Here is a 21793-nt window from a genome sequence, read left to right on the forward strand (position 1 = left end):
AACGATGAGCCGAAGCGCCCGCTGGCAAACGATCCTGCGCCGCACTGCCTGGCAGGCGGTGCCCACGGTGCTGGGCATCGTGATCCTCAACTTCTTCCTGCTCAAGCTGATGCCGGGCGACGCCGCCGACGTGATCGCCGGCGAAGCCGGCTCCGCGACGACGGAAACGATGACGATGCTGCGCGCGAAGTTCGGGCTCGACCAGCCCTTGCTGGTGCAGCTCGGGACGTACCTGAAGCATCTCGCGCATTTCAGCCTTGGCTACTCGCCGCGTTACGACATGCCCGTGATGCAGCTGATTCTTTCGCGCTTGCCCAACACTTTGCTGCTGATGGGCGTGGCGCTGTCGCTCGCGCTCGTCGTCGGCGTGGCGCTCGGCGCCGTGATGGCGCACTGGGCCGGCAAGTGGCCCGACCGCGTGCTGTCGGTGTTCGCGCTGCTGTTCTATTCGACGCCTGGATTCTGGATCGGCCTGCTCGCCATCATTCTGTTCGCGGTCCGGCTAGGGTGGCTGCCGAGCGGCGGCAACATCACGATCGGGGCGGACCTGCACGGCTTCGCCTACGTCGCCGATGTCGCGAGGCACGTGTTGCTGCCCGCGGCGACGCTCGCCACCTTCTTCGTCGCGATCTACGCGCGCATTACGCGTGCCGCGATGATCGAAGTGCAGCGCCAGGACTTCGTGCGCACGGCGCACGCGAAAGGTCTGCATCCGTGGCGCGTGACCTTGCGGCACGTGCTGCGTAACGCGCTGATGCCGCTCACCACGCTCGTGGGGCTGCATTTCGGCACGCTGCTTGGCGGCGCGGCGGTAACGGAGACGGTATTCAGCTGGCCGGGGCTGGGCCGCCTTGCACTCGACGCGGTGCTGGCGCGCGACTTCAGCGTGCTGCTCGGCGTGCTGCTGCTGTCGTCGCTGCTCGTCATCGTCGCGAACGTCGTGGTCGATCTGCTGCAAGCATGGCTCGATCCGCGCATAGGCTAACGGAGGAACCGCAATGAGTTTCGAATCGCCGGATCTGCCGGTTGACGCACGACGTGCGGCCGCGCGCCAGGGTTCGCCGTGGCGGCGACAGTTGGCGTTCGCGCTGCTTGGCCGCCGCGGCGCCGAGCGCGACAGCGCGCCCGTGCGCCGTGCCGGGCACGCTTTCTGGCGCGCGTTGCTGCGCAACCCCTCGGCCTGCGCTGGCCTTGTGCTGCTCGGGGCATTTGTCGTGCTCGCCGTGCTCGCGCCGCGGCTCTACCCGGGCGATCCGCTCGACATGGTGGGCGGCCCGTTCGAATGGCCGGGCAGCGACCCGCAATTCTGGCTGGGCACCGATTCGCTCGGGCGCGACGTCGCAGCCGGCATCGCGCATGGCGCGCGCGTTTCGCTGCTGATCGGCGCGGCCTCGGCAGGCATCGGACTCGTGATCGGCACGCTCGTGGGTGCCACCGGCGGCTATTTCGGAGGCCTGATCGACGACGCGCTGGTGCGTCTCACCGAGCTGTTCCAGACCGTGCCGTCCTTTCTGCTGGTGATCGTGCTCGTAGCGATCGGGCGGCCCAACGTGGTGGTGATCGCGCTCGCCATTGGCGTTGCCTCGTGGCCCACGGTCGCGCGGATCGTGCGCGCGGAATTCCGCACGCTGCGGCGCTCTGACTTCGTGCTTGCGGCGCGCAGCCAGGGATTCAGCAACACGCGCATCATCTTCGGCGAAATCCTGCCCAATGCGCTGCCGCCCGTGATCGTCACGGCTTCGGTGATGGTGGCAAGCGCGATCCTCATCGAATCGTCGTTGTCGTTCCTCGGCATGGGCGACCCCAATGTGATGAGCTGGGGGGCGATGATCGGCGCCGGTCGCGATTCGCTGCGCACGGCGTGGTATCTCACGGCGATTCCCGGCGCGGCCATCGTCCTCGCGGTGCTCGCCCTCAATCTGCTCGGCGACGGCCTGACCGAAGCCCTCAATCCGCGGCAGCGGCAACGACCGTAAAGGTGCCACGTGAGCCAACTGCTGGAAGTACGCGATTTGCGCGTGAGTTTTGGGGCGCACGATGCGGTGCGCGGCGTGAGCTTCGACATCGCGGCGGGAGAGATACTCGCGTTGGTGGGCGAGTCGGGCAGCGGCAAGTCCGCCACGGCGCTTTCGCTCATGCAGCTCGTTCCCGAGCCAGGACGCGTCACGGGTAGCGTGCGCTTCGAAGGACGCGAGCTGCTGGGCTTGCCGCGCGGGGCGGTGCGCGATCTGCGCGGCAAACAGATCTCGATGATCTTTCAGGAGCCGATGACCTCGCTGAACCCCGTGCTCAGCGTGGGCGCGCAGATCGTGGAGACGCTGCGTCAGCACGAGGCGCTGTCGCGCCGGGCCGCTCGCGCGCGTGCCGTCGAGCTGCTCGATCTCGTGCGCATTGCCGAGCCGCAGCGCCGCTTCGACGACTATCCGCACGAGCTATCGGGCGGCCAGCGGCAGCGCGTGATGATTGCGATGGCCGTGGCGTGCCGCCCGCGTCTGCTGATCGCCGACGAACCCACGACCGCACTCGACGTGACGATCCAGGCGCGCATCCTCGAACTGCTCGACGCGCTGCGCCGGGAGCTGTCGATGTCGCTCCTGCTGATCACGCACGACCTGGGCGTCGTGGCCGATCATGCGGACCGCGTGGCGGTAATGCTGGCCGGGCGCAAGGTAGAAGAAGCGCCGACGGCGGATCTCTTCGCGCGCCCGCGCCACGCCTACACGCGAGGGCTCCTCGGCGCTTCGCTCAATCTCGCCGACGATCTGCACTACCGCTCGTGGACCTTGCCGGAAATCCGCCACACGGCACCGGCCGGTCGCGTGGATCGCACCGACGAGGAGGCGGGCTTCGTGGTGGTGCCGCGCAAGGTGCCCGAGTGTACGGCCTCGGGCCTTCAGACGACGGACGCCGCGCCGCTGCTCGCCGTACGCGACCTGCGCGTGGCGTACCCGCAGCGCCATGGCGCGCCGGCACTTCGCGCCGTCGACGGTGTCTCGTTCGAGATTGGCCGGGGCGAGTCGGTCGGGCTCGTGGGCGAGTCGGGCTGCGGCAAGTCCACGCTTTCGCGTGCGATCATGCGCCTCGTGCCGGTTGCGGGCGGATCGATCGCGCTTGACGGCACGGAACTCGTCCCGCTCCGCGAGCGCGCGTTGCGGCCGTTACGGCGCAAGGTGCAGATGGTCTTTCAGGATCCCTATGCGTCGCTGAACCCGCGTCGCACCGTGGGCGACATTCTCGAAACCGTGCTGGCTGTGAATGGGGTTGGCGAAGCGGCGGCGCGCCGCGTGCGTGTGCGCTCGGTGCTCGAACGCGTGGGCCTTCCCGCGGCGGCGCTCGCGCGCTTTCCGCATGAATTCTCGGGCGGCCAGCGTCAGCGCATCGGTATTGCGCGCGCGCTCGTGCTCGAACCCGCATTGCTGATCTGCGACGAGCCGGTGTCGGCGCTGGATGTCTCGATCCAGGCGCAAATCCTCAATCTGCTCGTCGAACTCAAGCGCGAGCTGGGGCTTTCCATGCTCTTCATTTCGCACGATCTTTCGGTCGTGCGCTACATCGCCGACCGTGTGCACGTGATGCAACAGGGCAAGATCGTCGAGAGCGGCGACCATCAGGACATCTGGCGCGCACCGTGCCATCCGTATACGCGTGCGCTGCTCGCTGCGATTCCAGGGCGCGAGCTGGAGGCCGAAGCGGCCTGAAGCGCGGGGTAGTGGGGCAGCGATCAGCTGCGATTCCGGTTTGGGTGCTTCAATGTGTATTGCACCGCCTTTGCCGGTTGACCGAGGCGATTCACGATGCCGAGCTCCGATCCACTACCGATGCTGGCCCCTATGACGAACCGTACCGAAATCAAGGCCCTCGTATTCGACGTCTTCGGCACCGTCGTGGACTGGCGACGCGGCGTCGCGAGGGAAGCCGCCGCTTTTCTGCAACGCCACGCGCCTCATCTCGACGCTTTCGAGTTCGCCGACACCTGGCGCCGCGAGTATTCGCCTGCCATGGAGGAAATCCGCAGCGGCCGCCAGCCCTACGTGCGCCTCGACGTGCTGCATCGCGAGAATCTCGTGAAGGTGCTGGCGCGCAGCGGTATTGCCGCAGCGACGGACGCCGAGATCGACGAACTCAACCTGGCCTGGCATCGCCTCGATCCATGGCCCGACTCGGTCGAGGCGCTGAATCGTCTGAAACGCCGCTTCATCATCGCTCCCTTGTCGAACGGCAACATCCGGCTCATGGTGGACATTGCGAGGCGCGCCGGCCTGCCATGGGATGCCATTCTCGGTGCCGAAGTGGTGCGCGCTTACAAGCCGTCGCCGCAGGTGTACACGGAAACGGCGGACATTCTGGGTCTCGCGCCCGCCGAAGTATGCCTCGTCGCGGCGCATAACGGCGACCTGGCCGCGGCGCGCCGGCTTGGCCTTTCGACCGCCTTCGTCGTGCGGCGGACCGAGCACGGTCCCGATCAGAAAACAGACCTGAAAGCGGAGCAGGCCTGGGATTTCGTGGTGAACGATTTAAACGAGCTTGCGAGTCAGCTCGATGCCTCGATAGATTGAGGTTTTAAAGGGCATTGTCAAAGCACACGGGCAAGCAGACACCGAGGCGTCTGCCTGCCCGTACTCAGATCGCCGCTGGCGCGGCGTTCACGTTGCGAGCGATCGTCGCGTTAGAAGCGATGGCGGATACCCACGGTCGCCACGGCTTGCGAGTTCGAATCCGAAGCGGAAACACCCATGATGTCCGCGTGAATCTTGCCCTCGCCGTCCACGACACGCTGATACGCGGCTTCGGCGTACAGGTCGGTGCGCTTCGACAGCGCGTAGTCGCCTTGCAGCGTGAACTGATGGAACTTCGGATTCACGCCGTCCAGGCTCGCGTCCGTGTACGTATAAGCGCCCGACACCGTGATTGCGGGCGTGAACGCATAGCGGCCATTGAGTTCAAAGTTGCTGAAGCGCGCGCTGTTGCCGGCGAACGATGTCGTCGCACCCGCGTTCGAAGAGTTGATGGCCGTGAGGTTGCTCAGCTGCGTTTGCGTGAACACGAAGCCCACGTTGGCTGCGCCGAAAGCGTAGTTCAGGCCGGCGCCATACGTGCGCTGACGCGATGCGGTGAAGGTGGCGTCGTCGCTGACCGCGCCGCTGCTGTTGATCGTCGACCCCGAGTTGTTTAGCTGAAGATAGCCCGCACCCGCTTTGAGACCGCCGAACGAGTATGTGGCGCCGACGCTGTATGCGCGGTTGTTCGCGAAGCCGCCCGCGGCGTTCGAGAAGCCGTACAGCGCATTGAACTTGAGGCCGCCGTAGTTCACGCTTTGGTACTTGAGCGAATTGCTCACGCGGAACGAGTTGTTGAGGTTGTCGTTGTCGTACGGGTGCGCGGCGAGCGTGCCGCCGTACTGCGTGCCGTTCAGCGACAGTCCGCCCAGGTTGTCGACCACGCTGTCGTACTGACGACCCAGCGTGACCGCGCCGGCCTGCTCGCTCGAAAGGCCGATAAACGCCTGGCGGCCGAACATGCGGCTGCCTTGCTTCGCCGCGCCCGTCGAAATGCTGAAGCCGTTCTCGAGCACGAAAATCGTCTTGAGGCCGCCGCCCAGGTCTTCGCTACCGCGCAGGCCCCAACGGCTGCCGTTGAGCGCGCCGCTCGACTGTTGCACGTTCGAGCTGCCCGACTGGTTGCTCGTGTACAGGACGCCCGCGTCGATCAAACCGTAAAGCGTGACCGAGCTTTGTGCGTGTGCGGCGCTCGCGAAAGAGGCTGCGGCGACTGCGAGGGCGGAAAGGGTGTACTTTTTCATCGTAACTCCATTGCTTTGTTATTCACTCGAAAGCGAGCGAGCGCGGAGCATAACGCGATATCCGGAATGATTTTCAGGAGTTGTGGCATGCATGCGACGATTATTGGCTAACATTTCCTTACCTGTTCCAGACCATTACATCGGCAGCCTGGTAGATCGAAATATGCGGTAAAACAAGGAGCTTTATGCATGCCCATGCGCTGGTCCAAACGCGCTATTTATCGCATTTTTATCGTAATTTCTGGAAAGATTTTGCGATCCATATTCCTGATTATTACCGTGAATGAATAACGCGAAGAAATACGCGTTGTTCCACGTTTCAAATCGACCGCACCGTTCGTTATCGTGGTTCCCGGCGACCTGGTGCGACGGAACTGCGCGGGAGCGGCTGAGGTAAAATACGGCCTTGATTCCTCATCCATGCATTCGGGCGCGAGCGCCCCCGCGTTCCCATGACTGACACCATCGTCGCGCTGCTCGCCCAGGCGAAGCAGCATTTCACCGCCGGCCGCATCGACGCCGCGGAGCACGACCTGCAATCGATCCTGCAAGCGCATCCTGATCACGCGGGCGCACTGGAAGCGATGTCATTTGTCTACGCAACGCGCGAGGATTACGCGGGCGCCGCCGAATTCGCCTGGCGCGCGGCACAACCGGCCGCAACGCCTCAGGAGCAGTTGCAGCAGGCCGCACGCATTTGCCAGCTCGCGCAGCGTCACACCGAGGCCGTCGCGCTCTACGAACGCCAGCTGGCGCTCGCGCCCGATCACGTCGAAGCGCTGCATGGCGCGGCCATGTCGCTCATCCAGCTGGAGGAGGCCGAGGCCGCACTCGCGTATCTCGGGCGTCTGGCGCGCCGGTATCCGCGTTCGGCGGAAGTGCACTACAACCGCGGCACGCTGCTCGGCGAGCTGGGCCGGTACGACGAGGAACTCGACGCGTATCGGCGGGCAATCGAACTCAAGCCGAATTTCGTCGCCGCCTACGTGAACCTGGGCGTCGCGTTGCGCGACCTGCATCGCTTCGACGACGCGCTGCGCCAGTTCAAGAAGGCCTTGTCGATCGACACGAACGACGCCGGTGCGCGCACCAATCGCGCACAGACCAATCTACTGCTCGGCGAATTCGAGCACGGCTGGCGCGAATACGAATGGCGCTGGCGCGACGGTACGATGACGCACGATTTCCCCGACGCGACGCAGTGGAAGGGCCAGCCGCTCGCGGGCAAGACCGTGCTCGTGCACGCGGAACAGGGTCTCGGCGACACACTGCAGTTCGTGCGCTTCGTCGACCGCCTGCATGCGAAGGGCGCGAACGTGATCGTGCGCGTGCAGGACGCGCTGCTGCCGTTGCTGCGGAACGTAGCGGGTGCCTCGAGCGTCATCGGCGACTCGTCGCAATTGCCTGCGTTCGACTACCACGTGCCGATGTTGAGCCTGCCGCACGCACTTGCGCTGCGCGAAGCGGATTTCGCGACTTCGGGCGCGTATCTCGACGCGGACGCCGACGCTGCCGCGCGCGCGTCGTGGTCCGATGTGATCGGCGCCGAGGAAGATGGCGACCGGCGGCTGCGTGTGGGGCTGGTCTGGTCGGGCAGCACGACGCACGTGAACGATCGCAATCGCTCGATGCCGCTTGCGGAACTCCTGCCGCTGTTCGACGCCAATGTGCGCTTCGTGTCGCTGCAAAAAGAGCTGCGCGAGCGCGACCGCGCGTGCATGGACGAACTCGTGCAGCGCGGCCGGCTGATCGACGCCGGCACGCGCCTGACGACGTTTTCGGCAACGGCTGCGCTCGTCGCGCAACTCGATCTCGTGATCGCCGTCGATACGGCGGTCGCGCATCTGGCGGGCGCGCTCGGCAAGCCCGTGTGGATTGCGCTGCCGTTCACACCGGACTGGCGCTGGCAGCTGAATCGCGACGACAGCCCGTGGTACGCCAACGCGCGTCTGTTCCGCCAAACGCGCCGCGGCGAGTGGGCCGACGTGGTGAGCGCATTGCGCACGGCGCTCGATGCGCGGATCGCCGCGCGTTAGACAACCGACGAACGATCGCAACAGAACGGCTGCCGCGTGCCGCGGCCAGCCTGTTGGCAATCGCCCAACATCGCCCGGCCAGGTGATGGTCGCGCCCAGACTCGCATCGCTGCGATGCACGTGGGGAAGGGCGCCGCGCGGATCGCTCCCGGATGGCATGACATCTGCATAACGTGCTGCAGGCGGCTTGCCGCTTGACCGTTCCGGCATCCGTCGTGCTCAGGGAAACCCCGTCGGCGACGGTTGCTACCAACGCTGAGCGCCCAAGGACACATGGAGCGCGCGAGCGCTGCGGATGCAATCGGGAGGCTGACGTGGACCCAACCTGGCTGGGTATGGCTGCCGGCACGATCGTGCTTGCGATCGCTGCGGCCGGCGTGACGGCGCACTACCTCCGTGAGCGCCGCCGCGCCGATTTCCTGCGCAATTTCGATCACCACGCATGGTGGCAGCGGACCCACGGTGCAGCCTGCGCTTCGGGTGGATTCGACACAGGCCGCTGGGCAGTGCAAACAAAAACGTGGCGGAAACAACGAACGGGGAATCAGGCCTCCATCAAGTAATGGAGGCCAGCGGGGGCGCGGGAAAAGTTGCGGGAGCGTATTGAACCTGCGCATCGGTTCAAGCTAGTTGCATCCTACGTGGCAATCGTTAGAGGAACCTCATCATGAAATCCCTTGCTAAAACCTTCGTTATCCTTACCATTCTGTCTGCTCCGGCTGTCTCGTTTGCACAATCGAACAGCGCCGTGACGCCTGAGCAGGTCCGCGCCGAGCTTATTCAGCTCGAACAGGCGGGCTACCGCCCAGGTGACGGCGACAATACCAACTACCCAGCCGACATCCAGGCTGCCGAAGCACGCGTGGCCGCGCAGAACGGCGGAAGCGGTTACGGCGGGATGGCAGGCAGTACGTCGTCCTCTGGCGCGCCCGCCGCCGGTGACAGCATGAAGCCGGTTTACTTCGGTCAGTAAGCCAGGGCGTTGACGAGCCCCTACCTTCCCATCGACGAATCGAGGGGCTCTTTTCGGGCATCAGCCGAGAAATGAGGGCCGGACCTACAAGCCCATTGCATGAAACCTGAAAAATTGCCAGGATTTTACGTCGACCGGGCATGCGGTATGCTGTGCACCTTTGAAAACGTTGAGCCATCGCTCATTTGACTGACATGTGGTCCATGACGCCATCACTGCGCTATTTGAGCGCTTTCGCAATCTGTGCGTTGTTCACAGCGTGCGGTCAAATGGCGTCCCGGCAAGCCGCGTGCAGCGGCGAATCCTGTCATATGCGCCACGAGGCGGTCCAATCCGGCGAGGCATCCTGGTATGCGGAGAAGTTCCAGGGCCATGAGACCGCGAACGGGGAACGCTTCAACACCGGCGCATTCACGGCTGCCCATCGAACCTTGCCGCTCGGCAGCTATGTGCGCGTCAGAGCGGTGGCAACCGGGAAGTCGGTCGTGGTGCGCATCAACGATCGCGGCCCCTATGTGAGAGGCCGGATCATCGATCTCTCGTATGCCGCGGCGAAAGCGCTGGGGCTCACCGACGCACGGTCGATGCGGGTGCAGATCGAACGTATAGGGAACACGCCGAACGCACAGACGGCGTCGGACGACGACGGAACCCTGACGACAGGAAGATGACGTGAGGGGGCCGTCACATCCTTGCCTTCACCCCCTTCTACATGGACAAGCCCGGTGCCTCACCCAATGGTTTGAGCGGCGCTTGCGCTGCCCCGCCTGAAATGACCCGGCTTCAGCGCCACAACGGCCACGAGACTGAGCGCGATGCCGATCATCACATAGAGTACCGACGCCAGCGGCGAACCCGTGAGCACGATGAGCCAGGTCACGAAAGTCTGCGCAAAGCCGCCAAAGATCAGGACGACGACGTTATTGACCACCGCGAGCGAGGTCGCGCGCGTGCGCTTGGGGAACATCTCGGCAAGCGTCGTGCAATAGACGCCGAGGAAGGTCGCACTCACCACGCCGATCACGATCTGCGCGACGAGCAGCCGGGAGACGGACGGCGCCGCCACGATCCAGGCATAGAGCGGATAGATCGCCACCAGGTAGGCGCCCAGCGAGCCGACCAGCAGCGTCTTGCGGTCATAGCGGTCGGATAGCGCGCCCGCGATCGGCGTGACGATCAGCATGACGATGGCCGCGATCATTTGCACCATGAAGCTTTCCGAAACGGGCAGCTTGAGCACCTGTTTCGCATACGTGACGGTGTAGCCGAACGTGACGTAGAATGTGACTGTGCTCGCCACCACCATGCCCATCCCGATCAGATAGTCGGACAGTCCGCGCTTGACGGCGGCCGCTTCCGCCGCGCGGGTGACCGGCGTCGCGTGGATGCGCGCGTAGGTTTCGTTTGCGTGGCGGCGCAGGTAGATGGTCAGCGGCGCGATGAGCAGGCCCACCGCGAACGGGATGCGCCACGCGCCCGCGAGTTGCTGCTCGGGCGTGAACGCCTGCGTGACCACCATGCCGAGTGCGGCGCCCAGCATCGTCGACATGAGTTGTCCGCTCATCTGCCACGAGCCGTAGAAGCCGGTGCGATTTGGCGGCGCCAGTTCGATCAGGAACGCCGTCGATGTGCCGAATTCACCGCCGATCGAAAAGCCTTGCAGCAGCCGGGCCACGAGCATCAGGACCGGCGCGGCGAGGCCGGCCGTTGCATACGTCGGCGCGAAGGTCATGATCGCGGCGGCCAGCGCCATGATGCCCATACCGAGCGTCATGGCCGCCTTGCGGCCGTACGTGTCGCCGTAAAGACCGAGCAGCACGCCGCCCACGGGACGCATGAAAAAACCCGCGCCGAAGAGGGCCGTGGTCAGCAGGATGGCGTTCAGATCCGCGCCCGCTGCGCCGTGCGAGGCCGGAAAGAACAACTTGCTGATGATCGGCGTCATCGCGGCGAAGATGGTGAAGTCGAACCACTCCATCGCATTGGCCAGCACGGCGGCCACGATGACAGGCTTGATGCCAGGTTGAGTGCCCATCGGCTATCCCCGGGTTTTGGTTGAAGGGAGGTCCAGCGTCGGTCGGTCAGGGGCGGGTGTCGGCTCGGGAAACACAGGTTCGCCGAGATTGAGCATCAGCCGGTTCGCCCACGCGAAGATGGCAATCGAATGGATCAGGTCGAGAATCTCGGCATCCGTAAGACCCACCTCACGCAATTCGCGCAGCTGGGCCGCCTCGATCTCGTCGGGGTGCTCGGTCAGCGCGGCCGAGAAGCGGGCGATCGCCTCTTCGCGCTTTGTCGTGCCCGCGCTGTGCGGATCGGCGAATACCTGTCGGATCACGTCGTTGCGCTTGGCGAGCTGCTCGAAACGCTGGGCATGCACCGATGCGCAATACACGCAGCCGTTGAGCCGTGAAACCACGGTGGTCGAGAGTTCCCGTTCCGCGCGAGGCAAGCCGCCGGGCGCGTACATGATTGCGTTGAACGCGGCGGAGCGCTGCCGCAGGATTTCCGGCTGATGGACGAGAAACCGGTAGTAGTCCGATACTTTTGCCTTGGGGTGGCTTTCCTCGAGAACGGCAATTTGACCCGCGGTGGCCTGGTCGAGGTCGACGACGTCGAGCCACGCGTCCCATTCGAGTGATTCGTTCGTGAAGCCGTGCGATCGGATGATGTCGCTCATGATGCGCGCTCCAGCTGCTTGAGGGCTTGCAGACCCGCGACGAGGCGCGTCTGGTACGACAGAAAGGCAATCAGCTGGGCGAGCGCCACCACGGCCGGCGTCGTCAGGCCGGCGGCGGGCAGCGTCTGCAGCGCGGCCTTGTCGCCGGCAACCGGATTTTCGATCAGCGTGCGCGTGAACGCGAGGATCGCGCGCAGGCGCGGCGCAGCAAGATCCTCGGTCGCGCCTGTTGCCACGGCGGCGAGCGTCGCTGCATCGACATCGTGCGCGGCCAGTTCGGCGCGGTAGTGGGCAGCGAGCGCCGGTGAGGGCGCGAGGCGGCTCGCATAGAGCGCGACGAGTAGCCGCTCGATCAACGTGAGGCCTTCCAGCGTGGGGGCGAACAGCGCGTCGTAGCTGCCTTGCGTCGCTTCCACCACTTTGGCGCGCTGGTGCCGCAATGTGCGGGTGGCCGAGTCGGGCGCCAGGTCGGCAACGCGATCGACGATGTCGTCAGTGTCGTATGTCATGGTCAATTCCGGAGAACGGCAGATTCACGCGCTCATTTCGCTTCGCGCTCGGCGAGTGCCGGAGGCGATGGCGCGGGCGTCCATTCGTCGCCTTCGATTTCCGGCTCGGCGAAGGCCGCCATGTTGGCGTAGTGCAATTCGACATCCTCTCGATAGAACGTGGCGGCAAGCCCTTGTGCGAGCCGCTTCGCGCCGTCGCTGACCGCCGGAATATCGCCCGACAGCGCGCCGTGCGAGAGCGTCGCGGGCGCGCAAAAGCAGTGAATGCGCTCGAGCCCGGGGCACGCGCCGGGCGTCTTTTCCTGGAATTCGAACACCGGTCCGAGGTCGGGCGAATCGGCAAGCTCGATGTCGTCGTCGCCGGCTGGCGCCGCGTAGCGGTCTTTCCACGCACGAACGTGGCGGGCAAACGGCGCGAACTCGGGGCGGCTCGTCAGATCGATGCGAAAGCCCGTTGCGAACACCAGGAAGTCCAGTGCGAAGTCGCCTTTCGGTGTGCTGACGTGCAGTTCGTCGTCGACCTGTTCGACACCGGTTATCGGCGCACCGAGGTTGAAGCGGGCGTTGGCGTGGCGCGACACGCGCAGCGTACTGCCGCGCGGCGGCGGCACCTGCTGCACGTTGATGTAGTGGCGGATGCGCCACTTCCAGTCGTCGGAGAGCGCGACATGGCCATGTGTGAGGCCCGGGTTGCCCGCGCCCTTGCCCTTGTTGATGCGCGGGATGTCCGCGCGACGGATCAGCAGATCGACCGAGGCCGCACCCGCTTCGAGCGCGGTGGCCGCACTGTCCATCGCCGAGGCCCCCGCGCCGATGACGCCGACGCGCTTGCCGCGCAGCGTGCCATAGTCCATGACGTCGGACGCATGGGCGTAGAAGCGGCGCGGCAGATCGCGCACGAAGGCCGGCACGGCAGGACCGCCCAGGCCGTCGCGGCCCGTCGCGAGGACGACGTGGCGCGCATGGATGGTCTCGCCGCCGGCAGCGCTCGTGAGGGACAGCGCGACGCTGCCGTTTGCGCACGGTGTGATGGCGGTGACGCGGTGTTCGTTGCGCACGTCGATGTCGAGCACATCGCGGTACCAGCGCAGATAGTCCATCCATTGCAGACGCGGAATCTTGTCGAGCGCGTCCCACGCCTGCCCGCCGAACTGCGCTTCGAACCACGCGCGGAACGTGAGCGAGGGCAGGCCGAGCGCGGGGCCGGTCAGCTGCTTCGGAGAACGTAATGTTTCCATGCGCGCGGTGGTGGCCCATGGACCTTCGAAACCGCGCGGCGACTGATCGTAAATGACGGCGTCGATGCCGAGATGGTCGAGCGCGGCGGCCAGCGCAAGCCCCGCCATACCGCCGCCCACGATCGCTACGTTGATCAAGGAGCGGCCATCGAGAGTGCGTTCGGGTATCCAGCGCTTCGCGGGCAGTTCGAGCCACGCGAGATCCTCGCGCAGACGGGCTTCGAGCGCGGCGAGACCTGCGGACGATGGGGTGGTCGGATTCATTACGGCAACGATTCCTTGGCGGCGGGCAGATCGCCATACAGCGACTGCAGGACTTGGGCGTGTTCGGCGCTCGCACGCAGCGCGAAATCGGGCAGCACAGCGCGAGCTGCGTCCGCGAGCGCGTCGATGAGCGTCACGGCCGAGGGGGGCAACGCGATGGCATCGCGCGAGATCACGCCGAAGAAATACGGAATGTCGGCGTCGATCGGGCGGATCGCGACACCGGCCAGCGGCATGCCGTAGGCGGTGACGGGTTCGAGCACCGAGATGCCGAGACCGGCGCGAACCGCGGTCAGCGCGTTCATCGACGAATTCGTCTCGATCAGCCCCGCAGGGGAAACGTCTGCTTGTGCGAACGCATGATCGAGCCGGCGGCGCAGGCGATACGGGTTCTGCATCGTGACGATGCGCCGGCCCTCGCAGGCCGACAGCGGCAGCCGCTCGGAGCGGGCTAGCGGATCATCGTCGCGCAGCGCCGCAACGCACGCGGATTGCCCGATCCAGTGCACGACCACGCCGCGATGCTCAAGCGGCAGGCTCGCCACGCCGATGTCGGCCGCGCCGGTGAGGACATCGTGCACGACCTGTTCGGGGGGCAGGCTGCGCAACTGGATCGTCTGCGCGGTGTCAGCGAGATCGGTGCGCGCGAGCGCGACGGGTACGAGGCCGGCGGCGAGGGCAGAAGTCGCGGCAATGCGCAGCGGCCGGCTTTCGCCGCGGCCGATTTCGCCGGCGCGCTTGCGGATCTGTTGCACGCCCGTCAGCACGTGCTCGACGTCCTCGTAGAGCAGGATGCCTTGCTCGGTCGGCGTGACGCGTGGGCCATTGCGCGTGAACAGCGCATAGCCGACCTCGGTTTCGAGCTCCTGGATCAGCCGCGTGATCGCTGGCTGCGAGCGCCCCAGCAGGCGGCCGGCGGCGGTGACGCTGCCGGTCGTGATCACTGCGGCGAAGGCTTCGAGCTGGCGTAGTTCCATCTTCCGGTTGATGTTGGGTGCACGAGAATGCGTAAAACACATTCTGACGCTGTAAGAATACGTTTTTCAAATAATTGATCTTTATATCGTTATTCCGGAAGAGGGGTTTCCCCTAACGACATTGTTCCTGTCGTGGCGTGGGCGGCAAGACTCGGCACCGGTTCTCAACGTGTGCCCGGATGAAGAAGCGGTGGTATCGGCACGATGGTCTTCGCTGAACGCGCGTCCTGCAGTCTTTGAGACGAAGACGGGGTGATCAAGGCTGCATCGATCATGCGCCTGTCACGTTTTGGCAGAACCTTCGGGAGACCGCCATGAAGATCGTGTTGCTGGTGGCTTGCTCAATGATCAGTTCAAGCGCATTTGCGGAATGCGCGACCAACAACCGTGGACAAACTGCAACGTGGGCATACCGCGTGGCGGTTGCCCCGGCAACCGTGCGTCCTTGCCGTGTACAGCAAAACGCGGCTCGGCGGGATATCGGACCAAAGTCTCATTGTTTTTGCCCTGGACGGCTACCACACTTGACGACTACGAGCGCCGTGACAGGACGGCGCCGATACTAACGCGCCGGGCAGCGCTGGTGGCGCTTCGAGCGCGCCGTATGCGCGGCACCTCAGCCAGCGACCCAAAGATCATTCCGATCTTCGCGCGAATCATCGGGGCACGTTGTATCGAAGAAGTCATAACCGGCGTGGGCAATCGTCCGGGAGCGGCAAGTCGGCTGGCCCCGTCATGCTTGAGCCGGCGCCGTGTCCAGCGCAGTGTGCAGATCCTTGCTGATCCAATTCGCGAACAGTGAGAGCGGGCAACGCAGAGGTGACCATGGCGCGCGCGTACCGGGGCGATGCGCAGGTCCGGCGCGTTGCGGGAGGCCATTCATGAGCGGACCGTTCTTTCCGGAGCATCGACCGTTACCCCGGGTTGCGGCACGCCGGGACCGCCTGCCGCTAATCTTCGTCGTCATTGCGCTGACGCTCTTCGCCGGCTGCAAGAAGGCATCGGGGCCGCCGGCGCTCGGCGCACCGGAAGTCACGGTGATGACGGTCACGGCTCAGGACACCCCGGTTCAGCTCGAGTTCACCGCACAGACGCAGAGTTCGCGTGAAGTCGAAATTCGTGCGCGCGTGGACGGCTTTCTCGACCGGCGGACCTATTCCGAAGGCGACAAGGTGAAGGCCGGCCAGACGATGTTCCTGATGGATCCGAAGCCATTTCAGGCCGCGCTCCAGACGGCGCGGGGCGAGCTTGCGCAGCAGCAGGCGCGGCTCACGGTAGCGCAGCAGAATCTTGCCCGCGTCAAGCCGCTCGCCGCGCAACAGGCATTGAGCCAGAAGGACCTCGACGACGCGATCGGCAACGAGAAGCAGGCCCAGGCCGCGGTGATTTCCGCCCAAGGGCAGGTCGAGACAGCGGAACTCAATCTCGGCTACACGACGATCAAGTCGCCGCTGGATGGACTCGCGAGCTATGCAAGACAGCAGGACGGCAGCTATCTGATCGCCAATTCATCCGGTCTCCTTACGTTTGTCTATCAGCTCGATCCGATCTGGGTGAACTTCAGCATTTCCGAAAACGAAATGCTCCACTTTCAGGACGAGATTTCGGCAGGCAAGCTGATCTTCCCGCCGAATAGCGAATTCGTCGTGGTCGTGCTACTTGCGGACGGCACGGAATTTCCGCAGCACGGCGCCATCAGTTTTGCGAATCCGGCGTTCAGCACCGACACGGGCACGTTCCTCGTGCGGGCCTCCCTTGCGAACCCTAAGGGCACGTTGCGGCCGGGCCAGTTCGTGCGCGCGCGCGTGACGGGCGCCACGCGGCCGAATGCCGTCCTCGTGCCGCAACGGGCCGTGCTGCAGGGCGCGAAGAGCCACTTCGTCTGGGTCGTGGACAATGAGTCGAAGGCGAAGCAGCGCGTGGTGGAAGTCGGCGACTGGAGCGGCGACAACTGGTTCATCAACGATGGCCTGAAGGCCGGCGAGCGCATCGTGGTAGACGGCGCGATCCGCGTCGTGCCCGACGTGCCGCTCAAGATTGCCGGAACGCTTCCTTCGACGCAGACCGGCGGCAAGGCAGTCGTCGAGAAGGGCGGGGCGTCAGCGCCGCAGGCGAGTGCGGGCACGCGCGCGACGGCGCCTGCCGCAAGCAGCGGCGCGTCGCAGTAAGGGGCGACTCGATGAACATCTCGCACTTCTGCATCGATCGCCCCATCTTCGCGTCCGTCATCTCGATCGTGATCACGCTCGGCGGCGCATTGACGATGCTCGCGCTTCCCATCGCCCAGTATCCGGACGTCACGCCGCCGCAGGTCACGGTCTCCGCGACCTACCCGGGGGCCAGCGCGGACGTCGTGGCGAACAACGTGGCGGCGCCGATCGAGCAACAGGTCAACGGCGCGGACAACATGATCTACATGTATTCGTCCGGTTCGTCCACGGGCAACTACACGCTCAACGTGTTCTTCGGGATCGGCACCAATCCGGAACTCGCCCAGGTCGACGTGCAGAACCGCGTGAACCTCGCGCTGCCGCAACTGCCGCAACAGGTGCAGTCGCAGGGCGTCCAGGTCCAGAAGAAGTCGAACGCTTTCATGATGGTGATCGCGATCTACTCTCCGGACGACCGCTTCGACCCGACCTATATCGCGAACTACGCAAACGTCTACGTGCTCGATACGCTCAAGCGGATTCCAGGCGCGAACCAGTCGTCGATCTTTGGCACTCCGGATTATGCGATGCGGATCTGGTTGAAGCCCGATCGCATGGCGCAGCTCGGCATTACCGCCGGCGACGTGCAAAACGCCGTGCGCGCGCAGAACCAGCAATTCGCGGTCGGCACCGTCGGCCAGGCGCCAACCGGCAACCCGGTCGAGCAGTCGTTCGCAGTGACGACAACCGGGCGGCTCGCGACGGCCGCCGAATTCGACAACATCATCATCCGCGCAGCGAGCAACGGCGCGGCGATCGTCCGCCTGAAAGACATTGGCCGGGCCGAACTGGGTCAAAAGAGCTATTCGAATCGCACCACCTTCCAGGGCAAGCCCGCGACGATCATCGCGGTCTACCAGCAGCCGGGTGCGAACGCGCTCGACGTTTCGAAGCAGGTACACGAGACACTTGCGCAACTCAAAACGTCGTTTCCTGAAGGGCTCGACTATCAGATCGCGTTGGACACGACGGATTTCACGCGTGCGTCGATCGCAGACGTGATCCATACGTTCTTCGAAGCGCTCGTGCTGGTGGTGATCGTCGTGTACGTGTTTCTGCAGAGCCTGCGCGCGACGCTCATTCCGGTGCTGGCCGTCCCGGTGTCGATCGTCGGCACGGCGATGGGGATGGCGGCGCTGGGCTTTTCGATCAACATGCTGACGTTGTTCGGCATGGTGCTCGCCATCGGCATCGTCGTGGACGACGCGATCGTCGTGATCGAGAACGTCGAGCGCAACATGACGGTATTCAAGCTCAGTCCGAAAGACGCGGCCAAGCGGGCGATGGACGAGGTGTCGGGTCCGGTCATCGCGATCGTGCTCGTCATGTGCGCCGTGTTCGTGCCGGTTGCGTTCCTGGGCGGGATCACCGGACAGTTGTACAAGCAGTTCGCAATCACGATCGCGATCTCGGTGGTGTTCTCGGGCATCGTGGCGCTTACCCTGTCTCCGGCACTGGCCGCCATTCTGCTCAAGCCCACGCACCATGAGAAAAAGGGCTTCTTCCGGTGGTTCGACAACCAGTTCGCGCGGATGACCGCCGGCTACGGGCGCGCCGTGCAGTTCATCATCCGGCGCTACGTGTTGGGCCTGCTCGTTTTCGGCGCCGTGATCGCGCTTGCGGTCCTCATGGGCAAGTCGATCCCCGGCGCTTTCCTGCCCCCCGAGGACCAGGGCTATCTGCTTGGCGCGATCATCATGCCGGACGCCGCGAGCCTCGATCGCACCGCGGCCGTGGGCGACAAGGTCACCGACCATTTCATGAAGCAGGCCGCGGTCAGCAGCATCACGATCGTGAACGGCTACAGCTTGCTCGACAGCCAGAACAAGAACAACGCGGGCACGTTCTTCGTCGGCCTGAAAGGGTTCGACGAACGGTACAAGTTCTCGAACATCCGGGAGCAAAACGCGCGTGCCGTGCTGATCAAGGCTTACGAAACGCTCTCGAAGATTCAGGAGGGCATCGTCGTACCGGTGAATCCACCGTCCATTCCCGGTCTCGGTACCACGGGCGGCAGCGAAATGTGGATCGAAAGCCACGGAGACGGCTCCATTCAGCAGCTCGCTGGCGTCGTGCAGGACTTCATGACGAAGGCGAAGGCGCGCCCCGAACTGACCGGTGTGACCACGACGTTCAACGCAAGCTCGCAGCAGTTGCTCGTGAACGTCGACCGCGACCAGGCGGAGACGCTCGGCGTGCCGGTCGAAGAGGTGTACAGCGCGATGCAGACGATGTTCGGCTCGCTCTACGTCTCGCAGTTCAACAAGGACGCGCGGCTCTGGCAGGTGATCGTTCAGGCCGATCCGCGCTACCGGCTCACGCCCGCCGACCTCGACCAGATTTACGTGCGCAGCCGCTCGAACAACATGGTGCCGATCAAGGCGGTGATGACTTACAAGTACGTCACGGGACCCGATCTGATCACGCGCTTCAACAACTTCCCGGCGGTGAAAATTACCGCGAATGCGGCTCCGGGCTACAGTTCGGGCCAGGTGATCGATACCCTGAAGGAACTCGCCGCGCAGATGCCGCCGGGCTACGCCGTCGGGTGGAGCGGCGAGGCGTTCGAAGAGATCAAGTCGGGTTCGACCGGGGGGCTCGTGTTCGTGTTCGGGATCGTCATGGTGTTCCTGATCCTCGCCGCGCAATATGAGAAGTGGTCGCTGCCACTCGGCGTACTCATGGCGGTGCCGTTCGCGCTGTTCGGCGCGCTGCTCGCGATCCTGCTGCGCGGCCTGAACAACGACGTGTACTTCCAGATCGGGCTCACCATGCTGATCGCGCTCGCCGCGAAGAACGCGATCCTGATCTTCGAGTTCGCCGTCCTGAACCGGGAGACGGGCAAGACGCCGTACGACGCCGCGCTCGTCGCCGCGGAAGAGCGCCTGCGGCCGATCGTGATGACGTCGCTTGCGTTCATCCTCGGCTGCGTGCCGCTCGCCATAGCACTCGGCGCCTCGCAAAACAGCCGCCATTCGATCGGCACCGGCGTGATCGGCGGGATGCTGGGTGCGACCGCCATCGCCGTGTTCTTCATTCCGATGTTCTACTGGGGGATCGAGTCGCTTGGTTCGCGCAAGGGCGGCGGCAAGGAAACGCCCAAGCCGGATAACGAAGCGCCACCACCGGCCTCGGGCGGCCCTGGCTCGCCGACCGTCACGCCGTCCGCGCGGCATGAGGGCGACTGACATGCGTGCCGCAGCCTTCACGCGCGTCGCCGCGCCAGTCCTGCTCATCGGCTTGCTGAACGGCTGTCTGCTCGGCCCCAACTACGAGCGGCCGAAAGTGGAGGTGCCGGCAACGTACCGGTTTGCTTACCCGGACGTGGCCGACGTCGCCAACACCATGTGGTGGGCGCAGTTCGACGACCCGGTGCTGAACGACCTGGTGAAGACCGCGCTGGAAAACAACCTCAACGTGAAACAGGCGGCTGCGCGTGTCGACGAGTTCATGGGACAGTTCGTGAGCACGCGCTCGGCACTGTTCCCGCAGGCGAGTGCCAGTTTCAGCGCGACGCGCGAGCGCGCATCGCAGAACGGGCCGACGCCGATACCGGCCGGCGTCTCGCCGGTCTTCAACGAGTTCCAGCCGAATCTGTCTGCCTTCTGGACCATCGATCTGTTTGGCCAGGTGCGGCGCGAAACCGAAGCGGCACGTGCCAACGTGAACGCGGCCGAGCAGAGCCGCCGCGCGACGATCCTGACGCTCGTCGCATCGGTTGCATCGTCCTATATCACGCTGCGCAGCCTCGACGCGCAGCTCGAAATCGCGAAGAGCACAACGGAGAGTCGCGCCGATTCCGTGCATGTGTTCACGCTGCGCCAGCAGTTCGGGCAGACCTCGGATATGGAACTCGCCCAGAGCCAGTCCGACTATGCGGCGACGAAGGCGACCATCCCGCAATTCGAGCAGCAGATCGCCCAGCAGGAAGACGCGATTGCGGTGCTGCTCGGCAGCAATCCCGAGCCGATCCTGCGCGGTCGCGCACTGGTGGATCTCTCGACGCCGGCCGTGCCTGCGGGCATGCCGTCGGACCTGCTCGAACGCCGCCCGGACCTGCTGCAGGCCGAGCAGAATCTGGTTGCGCAAAATGCGCTGATCGGTGCGGCGCGCGCGCTGTATTTCCCGCAGATCTCGCTCACGGGGCTCTTCGGATCAGTGAGTACGCAGTTCTCCAGTCTTTTCACCGGACCTGCTCGGGTATGGGCGTTCGCCGGCTCGGCAACGATGCCGCTCTTTACGGGCGGCAACATCTACGGTCAGAACAAGCAGGCCGACGCGCGTCAACAGGAGGCGCTGTTCGCCTACGAAAATGCGATAAGGGTCGCGTTCCAGCAGGTTGACGACGCGCTGATCTCGACGCAGAAGTCGCGTGAGCAGCTTGAGATTCAGAACGATCAGGTCGCCTCGCTGCGCAAGTATCTGCGGCTCGCGCGGCTACGCTACGAGGGCGGTTATACGAGCTACCTGGAGGTGCTCGATGCCGAGCGCAATCTGTTCAACGCGGAACTGCAGCAGACGCAGACCCGGGCCGCGACGCTGACAAACCTCGTCAATCTCTACATGGCGATGGGCGGCGGGTGGGTCGTGCAGGCGGAGCAGATGAGCGTGCCGCAACCGGCGAGCGGACCGCCTCCTGCACAGCCCGCTACGGCGGAACCCGTTGCGCAGGTACCGCAATGATCCTCGGAGGGCTTGATGCGAGCGCCGGTCCGTCGCTACGCTGAGGGAGGCGGATCGCGAGGAGATTGGTGCTGGAGACATGGTTATCCTTTATTTAACATAATGCAAATTATCGCAATTTTATATGTAAGAGCAAAGTAGTAGTGTCGTACTTGAGCAAAGTACAGATGTCGTACCCAGGTTCGATTTGAGGTACATGCTGGACGGTTTTCACGGATACGTGGAGCCGCCGATGGCCTGTACCGGGATGATCACGATGAGCATGCGCGAGCTGGACCGCCTGAAGGTGATCGAGGCAGTCGCCGAGGCACAGCTGATGCCCTGGCGAGCGGCTGAACGGCTAGGCATCTGCCGCCGTCAGGTCGAGCGCCTGGTGCTGCGGTATCGGGCATCCGGGGCATCCGGGCTGGTTTCGCGACGGCG

At 64.7% G+C, this 21793-nt stretch carries 18 protein-coding genes; 12 read left to right on the plus strand and 6 right to left on the minus strand.

Annotated features, from left to right (window positions below; genetic code table 11):
* Positions 1 to 4: 4 nt before the first annotated feature.
* From BFD71_RS30460 to BFD71_RS30475, 4 genes are all read left to right on the plus strand, one after another.
* Positions 5 to 985, plus strand: a complete 981-nt coding sequence (locus BFD71_RS30460; protein ID WP_069268021.1) for an ABC transporter permease — start codon at positions 5 to 7, stop codon at positions 983 to 985.
* 13 nt (positions 986 to 998) lie between these two features.
* Entirely contained in the window at positions 999 to 1976 is a 978-nt protein-coding gene (locus tag BFD71_RS30465) for an ABC transporter permease (protein WP_069268022.1), read from the plus strand.
* A 9-nt stretch (positions 1977 to 1985) separates the two neighbouring features.
* On the plus strand, positions 1986 to 3698 hold the full coding sequence (locus BFD71_RS30470; protein WP_069268023.1) for an ABC transporter ATP-binding protein: 1713 nt from the start codon (positions 1986 to 1988) through the stop codon (positions 3696 to 3698).
* A gap of 132 nt (positions 3699 to 3830) precedes the next feature.
* Positions 3831 to 4556 carry a haloacid dehalogenase type II gene (locus BFD71_RS30475; protein ID WP_141710857.1) on the plus strand — a complete coding sequence of 242 codons (726 nt, stop codon included), beginning with the start codon at positions 3831 to 3833 and terminating at the stop codon, positions 4554 to 4556.
* Between the two features lie 110 nt (positions 4557 to 4666).
* Here BFD71_RS30475 and BFD71_RS30480 read toward each other — a convergent pair whose 3' ends face one another.
* Complete coding sequence (locus tag BFD71_RS30480) at positions 4667 to 5800, minus strand: porin (RefSeq protein WP_069268025.1); 1134 nt, start codon at positions 5798 to 5800, stop codon at positions 4667 to 4669.
* Positions 5801 to 6252: 452 nt separating this feature from the next.
* On the opposite strand from BFD71_RS30480, the gene BFD71_RS30485 reads away from it, so the two are divergent.
* The 4 genes from BFD71_RS30485 to BFD71_RS30500 all read left to right on the plus strand — a co-directional run bounded on the left by BFD71_RS30485 (position 6253) and on the right by BFD71_RS30500 (position 9480).
* Positions 6253 to 7836 (plus strand): tetratricopeptide repeat protein, encoded by a 1584-nt coding sequence (locus tag BFD71_RS30485; protein ID WP_069268026.1) that lies wholly within the window; start codon positions 6253 to 6255, stop codon positions 7834 to 7836.
* A gap of 314 nt (positions 7837 to 8150) precedes the next feature.
* The gene (locus tag BFD71_RS30490) at positions 8151 to 8399 is read left to right on the plus strand and encodes a hypothetical protein (RefSeq protein WP_141710858.1); all 249 of its coding nucleotides are present in this window, start codon (positions 8151 to 8153) and stop codon (positions 8397 to 8399) included.
* 104 nt (positions 8400 to 8503) lie between these two features.
* A complete protein-coding gene (locus tag BFD71_RS30495; protein WP_069268028.1) occupies positions 8504 to 8809 on the plus strand; it encodes a DUF4148 domain-containing protein in 306 nt (101 codons plus the stop codon).
* Positions 8810 to 9012: 203 nt separating this feature from the next.
* The gene (locus tag BFD71_RS30500) at positions 9013 to 9480 is read left to right on the plus strand and encodes a septal ring lytic transglycosylase RlpA family protein (RefSeq protein ID WP_256094980.1); all 468 of its coding nucleotides are present in this window, start codon (positions 9013 to 9015) and stop codon (positions 9478 to 9480) included.
* 59 nt (positions 9481 to 9539) lie between these two features.
* Here the strand turns inward: BFD71_RS30500 and BFD71_RS30505 are convergent, their stop codons facing one another.
* From BFD71_RS30505 to BFD71_RS30525, 5 genes are read right to left on the minus strand one after another with little or no spacing between them, the layout of a single operon-like run.
* Positions 9540 to 10844 carry an MFS transporter gene (locus BFD71_RS30505; RefSeq protein ID WP_069268029.1) on the minus strand — a complete coding sequence of 435 codons (1305 nt, stop codon included), beginning with the start codon at positions 10842 to 10844 and terminating at the stop codon, positions 9540 to 9542.
* Positions 10845 to 10847: 3 nt separating this feature from the next.
* On the minus strand, positions 10848 to 11489 hold the full coding sequence (locus BFD71_RS30510) for a peroxidase-related enzyme (RefSeq protein WP_069268030.1): 642 nt from the start codon (positions 11487 to 11489) through the stop codon (positions 10848 to 10850).
* The gene (locus tag BFD71_RS30515) at positions 11486 to 11998 is read right to left on the minus strand and encodes a CMD domain-containing protein (RefSeq protein ID WP_069268031.1); all 513 of its coding nucleotides are present in this window, start codon (positions 11996 to 11998) and stop codon (positions 11486 to 11488) included. Before BFD71_RS30515 ends, BFD71_RS30510 begins: the two co-directional genes overlap by 4 nt.
* Positions 11999 to 12030: 32 nt before the next feature.
* Positions 12031 to 13500: a flavin-containing monooxygenase gene (locus tag BFD71_RS30520; RefSeq protein ID WP_069268032.1), complete on the minus strand. Its 1470-nt coding sequence runs from the start codon at positions 13498 to 13500 to the stop codon at positions 12031 to 12033.
* Positions 13500 to 14477 (minus strand): LysR family transcriptional regulator, encoded by a 978-nt coding sequence (locus tag BFD71_RS30525; protein WP_069268033.1) that lies wholly within the window; start codon positions 14475 to 14477, stop codon positions 13500 to 13502. Before BFD71_RS30525 ends, BFD71_RS30520 begins: the two co-directional genes overlap by 1 nt.
* A gap of 881 nt (positions 14478 to 15358) precedes the next feature.
* On the opposite strand from BFD71_RS30525, the gene BFD71_RS30530 reads away from it, so the two are divergent.
* From BFD71_RS30530 to BFD71_RS30545, 4 genes are all read left to right on the plus strand, one after another.
* The gene (locus tag BFD71_RS30530; protein WP_083245551.1) at positions 15359 to 16645 is read left to right on the plus strand and encodes an efflux RND transporter periplasmic adaptor subunit; all 1287 of its coding nucleotides are present in this window, start codon (positions 15359 to 15361) and stop codon (positions 16643 to 16645) included.
* 11 nt (positions 16646 to 16656) lie between these two features.
* Positions 16657 to 19875, plus strand: a complete 3219-nt coding sequence (locus BFD71_RS30535; RefSeq protein ID WP_069268034.1) for an efflux RND transporter permease subunit — start codon at positions 16657 to 16659, stop codon at positions 19873 to 19875.
* Between the two features lies 1 nt (position 19876).
* Entirely contained in the window at positions 19877 to 21370 is a 1494-nt protein-coding gene (locus tag BFD71_RS30540) for an efflux transporter outer membrane subunit (RefSeq protein ID WP_069268035.1), read from the plus strand.
* 232 nt (positions 21371 to 21602) lie between these two features.
* Positions 21603 to 21793, plus strand: a 191-nt coding sequence (locus BFD71_RS30545) for a helix-turn-helix domain-containing protein (RefSeq protein WP_141710860.1), incomplete at its 3' end; no start/stop codon positions are given.

The organism is Paraburkholderia nodosa, from assembly GCF_001718195.1.
Lineage (GTDB): Bacteria > Pseudomonadota > Gammaproteobacteria > Burkholderiales > Burkholderiaceae > Paraburkholderia > Paraburkholderia nodosa_A.

What these genes read in the sequence shown, in the direction of transcription:
- BFD71_RS30460 (WP_069268021.1), top strand. Translation starts at nt 5, where the DNA reads ATGAGCCGAAGCGCCCGCTGGCAAACGATCCTGCGCCGCACTGCCTGG.
- BFD71_RS30465 (WP_069268022.1), top strand. Translation starts at nt 999, where the DNA reads ATGAGTTTCGAATCGCCGGATCTGCCGGTTGACGCACGACGTGCGGCC.
- BFD71_RS30475 (WP_141710857.1), top strand. Translation starts at nt 3,831, where the DNA reads ATGACGAACCGTACCGAAATCAAGGCCCTCGTATTCGACGTCTTCGGC.
- BFD71_RS30480 (WP_069268025.1), bottom strand. Translation starts at nt 5,800, where the DNA reads ATGAAAAAGTACACCCTTTCCGCCCTCGCAGTCGCCGCAGCCTCTTTC.
- BFD71_RS30485 (WP_069268026.1), top strand. Translation starts at nt 6,253, where the DNA reads ATGACTGACACCATCGTCGCGCTGCTCGCCCAGGCGAAGCAGCATTTC.
- BFD71_RS30495 (WP_069268028.1), top strand. Translation starts at nt 8,504, where the DNA reads ATGAAATCCCTTGCTAAAACCTTCGTTATCCTTACCATTCTGTCTGCT.
- BFD71_RS30500 (WP_256094980.1), top strand. Translation starts at nt 9,013, where the DNA reads ATGACGCCATCACTGCGCTATTTGAGCGCTTTCGCAATCTGTGCGTTG.
- BFD71_RS30505 (WP_069268029.1), bottom strand. Translation starts at nt 10,844, where the DNA reads ATGGGCACTCAACCTGGCATCAAGCCTGTCATCGTGGCCGCCGTGCTG.
- BFD71_RS30510 (WP_069268030.1), bottom strand. Translation starts at nt 11,489, where the DNA reads ATGAGCGACATCATCCGATCGCACGGCTTCACGAACGAATCACTCGAA.
- BFD71_RS30515 (WP_069268031.1), bottom strand. Translation starts at nt 11,998, where the DNA reads ATGACATACGACACTGACGACATCGTCGATCGCGTTGCCGACCTGGCG.
- BFD71_RS30520 (WP_069268032.1), bottom strand. Translation starts at nt 13,500, where the DNA reads ATGAATCCGACCACCCCATCGTCCGCAGGTCTCGCCGCGCTCGAAGCC.
- BFD71_RS30525 (WP_069268033.1), bottom strand. Translation starts at nt 14,477, where the DNA reads ATGGAACTACGCCAGCTCGAAGCCTTCGCCGCAGTGATCACGACCGGC.
- BFD71_RS30530 (WP_083245551.1), top strand. Translation starts at nt 15,359, where the DNA reads ATGAGCGGACCGTTCTTTCCGGAGCATCGACCGTTACCCCGGGTTGCG.
- BFD71_RS30535 (WP_069268034.1), top strand. Translation starts at nt 16,657, where the DNA reads ATGAACATCTCGCACTTCTGCATCGATCGCCCCATCTTCGCGTCCGTC.
- BFD71_RS30540 (WP_069268035.1), top strand. Translation starts at nt 19,877, where the DNA reads ATGCGTGCCGCAGCCTTCACGCGCGTCGCCGCGCCAGTCCTGCTCATC.